Genomic DNA, 12,872 nt, shown 5'->3' on the forward strand with positions numbered 1-12,872 from the left:
TATTTTAAATGTTAGTTTATAGATTTGTAGTGAATACTATTTATTTTCGATGAATTGTGGTATTAATCGAATTTTTTTTCATTTGGCAATCTAGGATTTATAGATTTTTAGGGAAATTTATTAAGAATTCCGGTCTTCATGACTGTGTTTTTCAAAAATGCTCTAAAATCAAGGTCGATAAAGGTATATCCGGCGGCCAGCCCAATGTGCGCCATGAAGACGGGATTGAAATTTAATTCCTCAAACTGATAGCCGATGACGACTCCAAGGGCTGAATAGGCAAAAAAGCTGATTTTTCGTTTGCGGAAGATTGTATAGAAGAGTGCAAAGGCGCTAATAAGACAGAAGCCTATACCGGATGTATAAGCGGTCGCCAAAAAACCGTTATGAGGTGTACCGACTTTCGTCATTTTCGCTAGTTCCTGACTTCTTAAGGAATAGCCGACGCCGAATGGGTGCTCGAACATTACCTGAAATCCACTGCTAATGGTCGACCATCGTTCTTGAAGGTTATTGCTGGTATTGCTGTCATCCAGAAAACGTTTCGAAAAAGCCTGCTCGACAAAATCAAAGGCACCTAACGGCAAAATGGCGGCGATCACGAGAGCTGATAAGACGAAGCCTAAATATGTGCTCAAGAGCATTCTGACCGAAAAGTTTCTGACGTAAAAATATAAGCCAATAGCTAGAACAGCAAACACTCCAGATCTGTTAAGCGTTAGCGTGAAGCTTGCCAGATAAATGAGTAGAAACAAGGCGAACAGCGCGGGACGTCTGCGGGTTTCGGCAAGAAATGCAGCTGCGGCGCCCGCAAGGGCGAAGGCTGGACCAGCCATATTCCCCGCAGACCATATTCCTCCTGCTTTTTCGATGCGTAGAAGCATCGCGCTCATTTCACCGTTTGCTGCGGCTTCTAGCACAGCAGTCTCGTCGAACATAAAGGACAGGCCCAGAGGCGCTAACTGATCGTGAATGATTGTGTCTAGGAACAGGAGGGTCGTCACGGCAAGAAAGCCAGCAAAAGTACCCCAACAGAACATTTCGAGGAGGTTTTCTTTAAATAGAACGTAAGTGAAGAAGAGGAAGTAAATCATATAAAAATAGGTCATTGCGGTTGTGTAAAACTCACCGTCACCCCGGCCGTCGGCAAATAAAGTTGAGAGGGCAAAAAAGAACGTGAGCGGGGCGAGGTAAATCGCGATGATACAAGAGGTAAGGCACCGGACGTATAGTACCGTTAGAACCGGTATCGTCATTAACACGAGCATGTCGGTTATATTGAGGAAGCGTAGCCCAACATTGCTGGTTACGATATTACATTGAATGAAGAATCCGATGAAAAAGACGAATATAGCCAAGAGAAGCGGCGGAATATTTACTGTTTTTGAGGGGTAGAATGGCATCGCGGCAACGAAACCCGGCAAAGAGGATCCTTGCGATGCCATTGTGTTGGCATTGTTGGTCATTTTCTGCCTGTATCTTTCGCTGATAGACCTGCTATCACGCTGTTGAAAGTGTACCATCACTGCTAGACAGCAGTAGGATGGCGATGGATATTTGTCTTGCGGACATTACAGTTCTCATGGTTCTTCGCTGCTCAAATTGCCTTTTGGTAGGCCACCTTCGACCGAAATGATCCGCTGGATATAAAGCGGTTCGTTGGAACTGGGTGGTGTGGTGCCGAAGCCTGGAAGCATCCGCAGGTAAAATGCATAGCCATCCGGGTTGATATCGGGATCGATTGGGATTCCGTTTGCTGTCGCCCACATCCAGCCGCTGTTTGTAGTTGTCATGGCACTTGCAAATTGCAGGGCCGAGCAACTGATCGTTCGTATCGCTCCGCCGCTTTTTGCAATCAGAGTAATATAGGGCGGTCGTTGCTCTGCGTTGTTTTTATAGAGGACCGAAAAGGATATGGTTTTACCGATCATCGCCGCGGCCTCCTTGTTGCGGAAGTAACGAAACAGTGCGGCCGACTGGCTGCCATTGGCGCGTAAGGCGAGGCTGTAAGCAAAGGATGGGGAAAAGGTGGTTTCGGTGCTTTTGGTGGCGGTGCCGGGTGCGCTGAGGTTCCAGCCTGCCGGCGCGGTACCTGACCAATCGGTGAAATCTCCGTTGGCAATGAGATTTGTGGCGGGAAGCTTCGGCCAGCAAGGCGTCTGAAAGCCTATATCCGCCGCCGAAGCCAGATAGGAACCAAACAGAACCCGGGCGACAAGCTGCGAGCCGGCCTCGTTGGGATGGATGTTGTCCCGGTAAAGCGCGGCATCCTTACCCTTTGCCACAAATGCCGCATGCGTGTCCGCCAGCGTCAGATTCGGGTGGGATCGTGCCAGGTCGAGGATCGCCTGATAGACCTTGTCGTAATCCGTACTGTCCCGCCAGGGGTTCTGGGTGGTGATAAGCTGGGGAGCGCCAGGCCATTGCCATTCGGTCATGCCGAGCGGCCCGAGCAGGGCGGATCTTCCGGAACTCAGGATACCGCCCGGTGCTTCGAAACTCTGCATATTGTGCCCCTGATGCAGGATGCACAGATCGGGGCGCGGGATCCTCAGCGCTGCTGCACGCTGTTCTGCAAGCATGTAGCCCGCCATGCCGCCGGGCAGCGCCGCGAGATAGACAGTCAGCGTGGCTCCCGCGCCGGCGCGTAATGTGACCGGATCGGCATAGGCTTTCGGTCCGGTTGCGGCATTTGTCTGCCATTCCGCCCAGCGGTACAATACGACCTTCGCATCGTGCAGGTCGCCAAGCATTGTGGCGAATTGCTGGAATGGTCCCGCGTCGGCATAGGCGGTGCTGTCGCCATTCACGAAGATCGTGGCGTCCTGGCCGGCGGTCAGGCGTGCGCGCAAGGGCGAAAGCGCGTTCAGCGAAGGGACCACGGCACCCGTGTTTCCCGGAATAATGCCAAGCGTCAGGCCGATCATGCCGGCACCTCTTCCGTTGCCGGCATATATGTGCATATCTTGGGTTTGAGCGGTGTCATCGTTCGTTCTCCTGGTCTGGCGCTAGGATAACCCCACCACAAGGTCCGGGGAAAAAGCGTCAGGAGTGGAACGCCGAGCAGCGGCAAAATTAAACGTCATGAAATTTTCTTCAATTTTTTCTAAAATATTTAAACGGGATATTATTATTTTTATTGCGGGCGGCTAAAATATAAAGCCGCATAAAGGTTTGAATGTCGTTTTTTCTAATCGAAAGCAGATATTGCCATTCTTATACTAGATCGACGCGGGAAGATATCCCCGCCGTTGCAGCCTGCGCCGAACTTTTTCGCAGGGCGTCTCATCATGCCCGTCATTCCGGACAAATGCTTCCGCGCGGTATCCGCGCATGGCGGGTGACAGCATGACGTCAGCTCTTTTTGTCAGCCATACCGGAGAAAAGGGCGGAGCCGAGCTTTTCCTTGCCGATCTGATCAAGGCCGGGCCGCATTCCTGGCGCGCCTGTTTTCTCAGTGGCGGTGGCGCCGCCGAGGACCTGGCGGCGGCCGGCAGACCTCCGGTCCTGCTGTCTGCCGGAGAGAAGATGCTGTCGATCCGGCGTGACTCATCGTTCGGTGCGATGGTGCGCGGTGCGGCCGACGTGGCGGCCGTTGCCTGGCAGTTGAGCCGGCAGGCGAGACACTACGATGTTATCTGCGCCAATTCGCAAAAGGCGCTTTTTGTCTGCGCGCTCGCAGCGAAACTCAGTCGCCGCCCGCTCGTCTGGATTTTGCACGATATCGTCACCGACCCTGCCTTCAGTTCCGCCAATCGCCGCGCCTCGCTGGCCTTTGCCCGCTTTTTCGCAAGGCTGGTGGCCGTCAATTCCGGGGAAACCGGCCGGGCGTTCGTTGAAGCCGGCGGCGAGGCGGACAAGGTCCGTATCGTTTACAATGGCTTCGATCCTGCAATGGCCGTGGTACACGGCCCTGACAGAGCCGCACGGCTGCGTGGCGAACTGGGCCTTGGACCGCAGCCGATTGTCGGGCTGTTCGGCCGGCTGAGTGAGTGGAAAGGTCAGCATGTTTTCCTGGAAGCCATTGCGGCGATGGATGGCGTGCAGGCCATCATCGTCGGCGGTGCGCTTTTCGGACAGGAAGCCTATGAGGCGCGGATCCGTGAACAGGCATCCCGTCTTGGACTTGATGGTCGCGTTCGTTTTCTCGGCTTCCGTTCGGATGTGCCGGAATTGATGGCGGCTGTGGATGCCGTTGCCCATACCTCGATTGTCGCCGAACCTTTTGGCAGGGTGGTGGTCGAAGCGATGATGTGTGGCAGGCCGGTTGTCGCCACACGTGGCGGTGGGGTGACCGAGATCATCCGGGATGGCGAAACAGGTCTTCTGGTGCCGCCGGGTGACGCTTCGGCGCTGGCCGCAGCGCTCGGCTCCATCCTGTCGCAACCGGCCTTGGCGGAAAGGCTGGCACAGAATGGACGGGAGGATGTGAACCGTCGGTTTTCGCTGGAGGAGACCTGCCGTTCGGTCTCTGCCCTGCTGTCGGAAGCGATATAGCACCGAGCTGATAATCGACCGGGGTGGACAATGCGGGCAATTGGAAAGAGCAGGATGCGCATTCTCGTCAACATGCCGAGCCAGTATGGCGGCAAGCCCTCCGGCGTAGCCCGTGTGACCTTCAGCCTGCTGGAGCGGCTGCTGGAGCAGACGCGGGACGACTATATCCTGCGCTCCCCCTGGACACGGGCCCAATTGCCCGAAAACCTGCGTGACAGTCGGTTACAGCTGATTGAGACGCCGCGACCCCGTATCATGGTTTTCGATGTGCTGCGCCAGGCCGCGGTGTTGCCGGCACTTTGCCGCCGGCAGGGCATCGACGTGCTGTTCAATGCCGATCCCTTCGGAAGTCCGCTCGGCGGCAGACGGCGGATTACTCTCGTTCACGATCTTTATTTCAAGACCATCCCCGAACAGATCGGCTGGCGCGCGACGCTCACGACCGATTTCATCTTCCGCTTGATGATGGCCGGTTCGGATCAGATCACCTGTGTATCCGAGGCGACGCGCAGGGATCTGGCGCGCTTTTATCCCGTCGCTGCGGGGAAAAGCATGACGATCCATTCCGACAGTACATTGAAGATCGGCCTCGAGGCTCCCGACGGTGCGCGTCCGGTTGCAGGTCCCTATATACTGGCGGTCGGAAATGCGACGTCCAACAAGAATTTCGCCCTTCTTGGCAAGGCTTTTGCGCGGCTGGGCAGGACAATGCCGGACCTGCATGTCGTGCATGTCGGCCGCGATGATGCCGAGGAAATCGGCAGCATGCTGGACGACCCGGAGCTGAAGACGCGGCTGATCCGGCTTTCCGGCATAGACGACCGGCAACTGGCCGCGCTTTACCGCCACGCGGCATGTCTTTGCGTGCCTTCGACCTATGAGGGGTTCTGCCTTCCGGTGCTGGAGGCGCAGCAACTGGGATGCCCGGTCGTCTGCTCCAACCGTTCCGCCACGCCCGAAATTGCCGGCAAGGGGGCTCTTACCTTTGATCCCGCTGATCCGGACAGTCTTCTGGCAGCGCTGGAGCGGCTTTTCCGCGAACCGGCTCTGGCAGACTCTCTTCGTGAGGCTGGTTATGAAAACCGTGCGTTATATTCATGGCAGAAGGCGGCAGACAGCTATGCGCAGCTTTTTCATGAAAAGGTGTGAGAAGGCCACGCTTCGTTGTCGAGGCAAAAGAAAATCGGCTGACTTCCCGGGGTGTCGCCACCATGACTCAGGACATGTGTTAGCCAGTTGAGGGACTGGGCTTAGCGAGAAAACGCGTGAAGGATCCACGCAGTGATTTGTTGAGGGGTGCTTCCACATACCGAAACATGATGAGGCCTGCCGCAATCGACAGGACAAGTGCGCCAATAGTCGTTACCAACGCAAACGTTAATGGATCGGATGAGAGTATCTTGGCCACCTTGGATGCCCCATGCAGCATCAAGCCGTGAATAAGATAGATCGAATAGCTTGCATTGCCGATTTCGATGAAGCCAAAGCGCCGCCATATATGTCCCGCTCGTTCCAGAGACACGGCCGACAAGACGATGAAGAAGCTGGCCAAGCCCCATGTGAATGGGCGGACAAAGGCAGAGAAATAAGCCAACGCTCCTGTTCCGGAGAAAGTGAAGGTCGGGGCAAGAAGGAATACTAAAGACAAGACGAGAAAAGCAGCGGCAAAAGGGAGGATCCGATTTGGCTCGCACGTCTTTTCCATCCATGCGAGACAATGATAGCAGGCGATGCCGAAACAGAATTCGAGTATGATCGGATTTCCATAATACGTCGCGTAAAAATTCTGGGATCCGAAGAATCGCGGTAAAAGTGTGATCAGGATGAGTATCGCCACCGCCGGATGTCGTAGCTGGATCCTTGGAATTAAGAGGCAGATCGAAAAAATGAGGTAAAAGAAGATTTCGTAGTTAAGTGTCCAACCAACGGTCACGATCGGCTCAGCGGCACCGCTACGCAAAAAAGGTATGAAGAACAAGGATTTTAAGAAATATTCCGGCGTAAGCTCCGTTACGCCCACGGGATTGAGACCCGACAAAAACAGGAAAGTGAAAAACAGCGTGATGATCCAGTAGAGCGGAACGACACGAAAAATACGGTGACTGAGAAATGATGAGGCTGTGATATCTCGCGAAGCCGTTGTCGCGGCCATGATGAAGCCACTTAAAACAAAAAATATATCGACGCCTGCTAGGCCAAGGTAAAAAAACCAAGTTGAAGGAAGAATATCTTTCCAGTAAATTTCGCTATGGTAAAAAAATACCAGTATCGCCGCAAATGCGCGTAAAATCTGAAGATTGTAAATCATTGCTGGCTCAAAAACTGTAATTGAGAAATTTATTGGAAAGAATATTATTTTTTATATTTTTGAATGACGGAATATATCTTGAGTAGATAGGCGGGCCTCTGCCAAAATGACATGGCGTGGGAAATCCAGGGCTCACGATAGCATGGTAGAGTTCACGCGAATATATAAAACAATCAGGCGTGCCCGAAATCTGCTGCTACGGTTTGATTTTGTCGCGCAAATCCGAATAAAGCGCTTCATATGCCGCAATCACCCGTTCGGGTGATACGGCATGGGAAATCCTTTCTCTTGTTTCCGGGGACTCTGCGAGAATGGCGGGGTTGCGCATGGCTGTAGCCATGCGTGCGGCCAGTTCGGTGGCGTTGCCCGGTGCAAACAGGCGCTCGGGTCTGTCATGGCCAATCTGTTCGGCGACGCCGGCGAGATTGGCGCCGATGACGGGTACGCCGCGCAGAATGGCTTCGGCAACGGTGCGCCCGAAGGCTTCCGGCCATAAAGGTGGTACGATCAGACAATCTATACCGGCAAAAAACGTGTCCGCCTCAACATAGCCGGGAAATGCGACCGGAAGACCCCTGGTTTTTTGCTGGTAGGAGCCGATGCCCCCCGGCGCACGACCGGCCATGACCAGCTGCCAGCCCTCCGGCGGCAGGAGCCGCAGCGCTTCGATCAGCAGATCGGCACCTTTGGGGGCTTCGATACGACCGAGATAGCCGAAAACGAGAGGCTGTCCGGGCGCGCGGGGAGCGCGATTTTCCTGAGAGGCGGGTGGTGCGATGGCGTTCCAGATCACGGTGCGACGGTCTGCCGGGACATGCGAGAAGAAGCCGGCCTGCACATGCCGTTCGACAATATCGCGACCGACGCCGGCTACGGCGTCGACGGCACATTGGCACCGCCGGTGCAGATAGGAAAAGGCGCGGCATTTCCTGTTGTTGCCGTCACAAATATGTCCGTCGTGAAACAGCGAGCCATTGGTGCACATGCTGGTGAAATCATGCAGGGAATGGACGAGCGGAATGCCCCGTTTGCGGATCATCGGCCAGATCAGCGGGGTCAACTCCGACAGCGAATGGGTGTTGACGACGTCCGGGCGAAAATCATCGATGACACGTGCGAGCCGGCGCACGAGGCGAGGGTCGAGCTGTACGGCGATCTTGTAATATTTTCGCTTCCATCCCGGTTGCTGTTCCCAGTCCCCGATGAAAAATGGCGTCGTATGCCCGAGGCGGTGGATGGTGAAGCCGTCGCGTTGTTCCCTGGCCTGCTGTTCCCGCGAAATGGCGGCCACGGCAACCTTATGTCCCTTGCCCGCCAGCCCGCGCGCGAGGTCTTCCACGAAGATTTCCGCGCCTCCCACCCGGTCTGGAGAAAATAGCGACGTTACCTGCAATATCCGCATACCGAAATTTCCGCTTCTATATTCAACTCTGCAATCGTCACCCGGTTCGGTATCCATGGCAGGAACGCGGCGGCCGGGTGTTAGGGGTGTTGAAATGCCTGTTCATCGAGCCGCGCATGGCCGGGTGTTGAAGGCTCGCCGGAAGCCTGCCTGTGTCGTCGGCGTCCATCCCGCTCTGTTCCGGGTGGATTGAGGCAAAGCGTGACGACGGGAGCAAGGAAGATGGCATAGGCCATGGCGAAGCCGGGAATCTGCAAGGAAAAATCAAGGGTTGAATGCAGGACGACAAGTGCCAGACCGGAAAGGCCGAGATGCGCGGCATAACGATAACTTTTGCGCCTGCGCATCCCGAACGCGAAAATGATCAATTGGGCAAGCACAAAAAAGGCGGCGTAAAACGGAAAGGCAGCGCCCAGCGTCAGCAGGCCTTCGGCATAGACATTATGGGCATGGGTGACGACGGCGTTCACCCCGCATTGTGCCGCATGATAGGGCGCATAGGTTTCCGCAAAACTTGCAAGTCCCGATCCCCAGGGCCAGCTGTCGCTGATGGCCCGCGAGATGCCCGGCATGTAGCAAAAGCGCATGTCGTCTTCCAGCCGCGTCTCCATGCGAAGCGCCACACGATTGGCAAAGAGCGAGAACAGGCCGACGGCGATGGCGAGCATGATTGCCGCCCGGCGTTTGAACCCGCGCCGCCTTCGCCGGGGAGCCGCGCTGCGGCTCGTTCTCGAGGGTGAGTTAAAAACGGTGAGGAGAATAAGGAAAAGCAGCGCCGCAAAGCTCGACATGATCCCGGCGCGCGAACCGGTCAGCATCAGGGCGATGAAGCAGAGGGCAGCAAGCACGCCGATGAAGGCAGCCCTGCGGATGAGGCGCTTCTGTTCGGCCGGCACCGTCAGGCGATTGGCCACAAGCGCCCTTACCATGTGCCAGTCCGGAGCCTGCAGCCTCTTGTGAAACAATGAGAAGAGCGCAAGCAGGATGAGGCCGAAGAAGGTTGCGGCGGTGTTGCGATTGACAAAAAGGCCGGTCAGGCTGCCGAGATAGAAGCGTTTCTGAATGAAGCCCAGCATTTCCGGAAACAGCAGGAATTGCACGATTGACCCCAGCGCGAGCCAGCCGCCGCCTATCGCGAACCACCGCAGCATTTTTGCCGCGCGCTCGTCAGTATCGAAAATCACGAGACTGGCCATGAAGGCGCCGAAGGGCAGGGCGGCACTGAGTAGGCCGAGCCGGTCATCCGCCGGGGTGAGCGAGATGGTTGCCGCCGGTGCGATTTGTGTGAACATGGTGGCGGCGGACCATGCCGGATTGGGCGAAGCAATGCGCGGCAGGGATGATGCCTGCAGCAGCATCTGGATGATGAGCGCCGCAAGCAGAAAGCAGGCGGCCGCGAGTGCCTTGCCGGTGCCGCCGCGGGGTGGCCCGAAGACAAGAATGGCGGGCACCAGCAGGAAATACATCGCCAGCGTGACGACGATACGGCTCTCAACCTCGGTTGCGCCGCGATTGAGAAGCGCCAGCAGGAAAATCGCCCAGAACGCCCCTGTGGCGATCACCCGGAAATAATCGCGAAATACCACCGGTCGCGACGGCGAGGAGGAGAGTATTCCGGATCGGGTAAGGGTGGGTATCATCGGTTCCGGCTTTGCAAGACCTGGTTGCGGTGGTGATATGCGAGACGGCGTGCCGCCGCGCGCTCGACTTTATTGCTTCGGCTTGTTGCGATTGATTTCGCCTGGTTGCTCCTGTTGGCACACATCGCGCAGGGTCCAGCGCAGGATTTCCCCTTCCTTGCCGCAGACGACCGCTATATCCGCATCTCGGGCCGCTTCGGCCTGTGGCAGGGCCCCTCTTGGAAATTGCTGCCACATGACAAAGCGCCCGCGTATCAGATTGGCGTCCGCCGGCCCGTAAAGCTGGGAAAAATTCATCAATACGGCTGTCTCCAGCGGCGAGGCGTTGCGCAGCGAACGAACCATGGCAAGGCGCAGCCACACATCGCCATTGGCGGGAAAACAGGAGAGCGCATGCCGAATATAGGTTTCGGCAAAGCCAAGACGCGCTGCGGTGGTCTCGGTTGCCGCATCCTCGATATTCGCATCGAGATCAGCCAGAACCAGTCGCAACCCCGCCTTGACGATATCTGCCCGACAGATTTTCCCTGCGATGACGGGCTGGAGCTGGCTGACGGTTTTCGCAAGGAGATCGGGTGCCAGACCGGCTTTGTCGTCGGCAATTCTCGCCATCGCAACGATGTCGGAAAAACGCCGGGTTTCGGAAAATGCCTGCGCCGCGATGGATAAAACAAATGCGGAAATGACGAGAACCGGCAGGGCCGCGAGGACTTTGTGCAGCAGCGTCACATCGCCCCGGCTAGTCATGATAATAGCGCGTGTAACGTGAATAATAATATTCGCTTGAGCCGTAGGCCCGGTAAAGTTTCAGCTTTTCCGTATCCACCTTGTTGAGAATGACGCCAAGGCATTTTTTGCGGATATGGACTTCATTTTCGATGGTGTTGCGGACCGCCCTGCGGGCGGTTTTACCCCACTCGGTCACAAAAACGAAACCGTCGATCCGGCTTGCCATCGCCCGGGCATCGACCACCGGGCCGAGCGGTGGCAGGTCGACGATTATATAATCGAAGACGCCGCTCGCTTCGGCCAGCAATTTGTGCATCTGTGGCGATGTCAGGAGCTCGGAGGAATGCGGCACACGCTGCTTGACGACGGTGGGCAGGAAAGCGAGCCCTGTCTTTTCATCGTGCAGGAGGACATCCCGCACATTGCGGCCTTCGAGCAGCACTTCGAGCAGACCCTCTCCGGCATGACGACCCAGGGCGCGCGTGGCGCCCGGATTGCGGATATCCGCATCCAGCAACAAAACCCGTGCGCCCTGTCCGGCCAGAAGCTGTGCCAGATTGATGGAGATGGTGGATTTTCCCTCGCTTGGCAAGGCCGATACCACACCCACCACCCGCGCGCCGCTTTTGGCGGGAATGCCGAGATCGAGCGCAAGCCGTGTGCTGCGCAGCGTTTCGGCAAAGGAGGACAACGGGTGATCGACGGCGTAGCGGGCAACGCCGGACGGGCGGGTGGCCGTCGGACCGCTTTCCTGTGCCTTGGGGAGAATTTCCTCGACCGGCTTGTTCGGAATGAGCGGGGTATTGCCGAGAAACTCCAGTCCGAGCACATCGCGAACCTGTTCTCCGGTACGGAAGAAACGGTCACGGAACTCGCGGAACATGGCGATGCCACCGCCGGCTGCGGCGCCCATGATCATGAATAGCGCCAGAAGCATCGGTTTGTTCGGCTTGCTGGGGATTTTTGGCGGAATCGCCTTGGAAATCACGCGTGCTTCCGTCACGGGGAAGGATTGCTGCTGCATCGCTTCCTGATAACGCTGCAGGAAGGTTTGATACATGTTCTTGTAGGTTTCCGCCTCGCGCTGCAATTCACGAAGCTGCACCTGTGTCTGGCTGGCCGAATTGCTGACAGTGGTGGCCTTGGCGACGCTTGCCTCGAGCGTTCTTTCCCGCGCCTCGGCGACCTCCAGATCGCTTTTGTAACTTTGCGCGATGCGGCTGACTTCCTGGAACATCAACCGGCGATATTCCTGCATTTCATTGCGCAGCCGCACGGCCTGGACGTGGTTCTTGCCAAGCCGGCCGGTGATCTCGGCCTCGATCTTGGAGGATTCGAGGTATTTCTTGCGCAGGTCATTTGCGACGGAACTGTCGAGAATATCGGTCACCACCGCATCAACATCGTCGGTGGCGAGGATGTGTTCGATACGCTGCACGCGCGCGCGCGCTCTGGCGGTCTCGGATTGTGCCAGGATCTGTGCACTGTTGAGTTCCGCCAGCTGCTGGTCGGAAAGCAGACCGTTATTGCCGGTCTCGATCAGATTATGTTCGGCGCGAAATTTCTGCACGGCCAGATCGGTATCGAGCGCCCTTTGCCGCAGTTCGGCGATGCGATCGGATAGCCAGTCGCTGGCGCGTTTTGTCGCCTCGTATTTGGAGTTCAGCTTGTCGACCAGATAGGCGGCCGCCACGGCGTTGACGATCTGGGCGGCGAGAGCAGGCGAGGTGGAATTATAGGTCAGCTCCAGCGCGTAGGTGCGGCCGATGCGCTTGACGGAGAGTCCCTGCAACAGGCGGTCCGACAGCGCTCTCTTCAGCGTCCCGTCATCGACAACGGCTTCCTTTGCGGGCGAAAACCATTGCGAGACATTGACCAGCGAGCGGACCGTGCCCAGCATCGAACTTAGAAGCGATGCGCGCGTGGCCCTGAATTCCTGGTTTTCCGTCAGGTTGAGATTGTCGACGACGGCAAGCCCGATGGTTTCCGATTGCAGGACCTCGACCTGGCTGAGAATGGACGCCTCATCTTCTATGACACCGCCAATCGTCGAAAGCTGCTCAACGACCTGGCTGTTGTTGCGGTCGATCAGCAGGGTCGCCGTGGCCGAATAGATGGGAACAGCGGTCGCGGCATAGGCGAGCCCGATTGTCCCGGCGATGGCGATGGTTGCAAGGACGATACGCCATTGTCGGCGGATCGTCGCAAGAGCGGCGTCGATATCGATAAAATCGGCCGCGAAGGCGTTTTTATCGATATCGGCCATCGTCAGGGGATCGTGTCTTTGCAACAACTG

At 56.6% G+C, this 12,872-nt stretch carries 9 protein-coding genes; 2 read left to right on the forward strand and 7 right to left on the reverse strand.

Translation table 11 applies throughout. From position 1 onward, the window contains the following. Nucleotides 1-107: 107 nt before the first annotated feature. Entirely contained in the window at nt 108-1,466 is a 1,359-nt protein-coding gene (locus N434_RS10985) for an O-antigen ligase family protein (RefSeq protein ID WP_110757983.1), read from the reverse strand. 114 nt (nt 1,467-1,580) lie between these two features. After that, entirely contained in the window at nt 1,581-2,927 is a 1,347-nt protein-coding gene (locus N434_RS10990) for an SGNH/GDSL hydrolase family protein (RefSeq protein WP_110757984.1), read from the reverse strand. A gap of 421 nt (nt 2,928-3,348) precedes the next feature. On the opposite strand from N434_RS10990, the gene N434_RS10995 reads away from it, so the two are divergent. Together N434_RS10995 and N434_RS11000 are read left to right on the forward strand one after the other, a co-directional pair. Continuing rightward, entirely contained in the window at nt 3,349-4,497 is a 1,149-nt protein-coding gene (locus tag N434_RS10995) for a glycosyltransferase family 4 protein (protein ID WP_110757986.1), read from the forward strand. Nucleotides 4,498-4,551: 54 nt separating this feature from the next. Beyond that, complete coding sequence (locus N434_RS11000) at nt 4,552-5,646, forward strand: glycosyltransferase family 4 protein (RefSeq protein ID WP_110757743.1); 1,095 nt, start codon at nt 4,552-4,554, stop codon at nt 5,644-5,646. A gap of 79 nt (nt 5,647-5,725) precedes the next feature. On the opposite strand, the gene N434_RS11005 is transcribed toward N434_RS11000, so the two are convergent. From N434_RS11005 to N434_RS11025, 5 genes are all read right to left on the reverse strand, one after another. After that, on the reverse strand, nt 5,726-6,805 hold the full coding sequence (locus N434_RS11005; RefSeq protein WP_110757745.1) for an acyltransferase family protein: 1,080 nt from the start codon (nt 6,803-6,805) through the stop codon (nt 5,726-5,728). Nucleotides 6,806-7,001: 196 nt separating this feature from the next. Beyond that, a complete protein-coding gene (locus N434_RS11010) occupies nt 7,002-8,207 on the reverse strand; it encodes a glycosyltransferase family 4 protein (RefSeq protein ID WP_110757747.1) in 1,206 nt (401 codons plus the stop codon). An 80-nt stretch (nt 8,208-8,287) separates the two neighbouring features. After that, nucleotides 8,288-9,847: an O-antigen ligase family protein gene (locus N434_RS11015; protein WP_181423946.1), complete on the reverse strand. Its 1,560-nt coding sequence runs from the start codon at nt 9,845-9,847 to the stop codon at nt 8,288-8,290. 69 nt (nt 9,848-9,916) lie between these two features. Beyond that, nucleotides 9,917-10,594 carry a hypothetical protein gene (locus N434_RS11020; RefSeq protein WP_110757750.1) on the reverse strand — a complete coding sequence of 226 codons (678 nt, stop codon included), beginning with the start codon at nt 10,592-10,594 and terminating at the stop codon, nt 9,917-9,919. After that, a complete protein-coding gene (locus tag N434_RS11025) occupies nt 10,587-12,842 on the reverse strand; it encodes a polysaccharide biosynthesis tyrosine autokinase (RefSeq protein ID WP_110757752.1) in 2,256 nt (751 codons plus the stop codon). The genes N434_RS11020 and N434_RS11025 overlap by 8 nt, the downstream gene beginning before the upstream one ends. Between the last annotated feature and the right edge of the window lie 30 nt (nt 12,843-12,872).

Origin of the sequence: Rhizobium sp. UGM030330-04 (genome assembly GCF_003208455.1) — a bacterium.
Lineage (GTDB): Bacteria > Pseudomonadota > Alphaproteobacteria > Rhizobiales > Rhizobiaceae > Agrobacterium > Agrobacterium rhizogenes_A.

Excerpts from the sequence above, each read along its gene's own strand:
- N434_RS11010 (WP_110757747.1), bottom strand. The coding sequence starts at position 8,207 with ATGCGGATATTGCAGGTAACGTCGCTATTTTCTCCAGACCGGGTGGGA.
- N434_RS11000 (WP_110757743.1), top strand. The coding sequence starts at position 4,552 with ATGCGCATTCTCGTCAACATGCCGAGCCAGTATGGCGGCAAGCCCTCC.
- N434_RS10995 (WP_110757986.1), top strand. The coding sequence starts at position 3,349 with ATGACGTCAGCTCTTTTTGTCAGCCATACCGGAGAAAAGGGCGGAGCC.
- N434_RS10990 (WP_110757984.1), bottom strand. The coding sequence starts at position 2,927 with ATGATCGGCCTGACGCTTGGCATTATTCCGGGAAACACGGGTGCCGTG.
- N434_RS11020 (WP_110757750.1), bottom strand. The coding sequence starts at position 10,594 with ATGACTAGCCGGGGCGATGTGACGCTGCTGCACAAAGTCCTCGCGGCC.
- N434_RS10985 (WP_110757983.1), bottom strand. The coding sequence starts at position 1,466 with ATGACCAACAATGCCAACACAATGGCATCGCAAGGATCCTCTTTGCCG.
- N434_RS11005 (WP_110757745.1), bottom strand. The coding sequence starts at position 6,805 with ATGATTTACAATCTTCAGATTTTACGCGCATTTGCGGCGATACTGGTA.
- N434_RS11015 (WP_181423946.1), bottom strand. The coding sequence starts at position 9,847 with ATGATACCCACCCTTACCCGATCCGGAATACTCTCCTCCTCGCCGTCG.
- N434_RS11025 (WP_110757752.1), bottom strand. The coding sequence starts at position 12,842 with ATGGCCGATATCGATAAAAACGCCTTCGCGGCCGATTTTATCGATATC.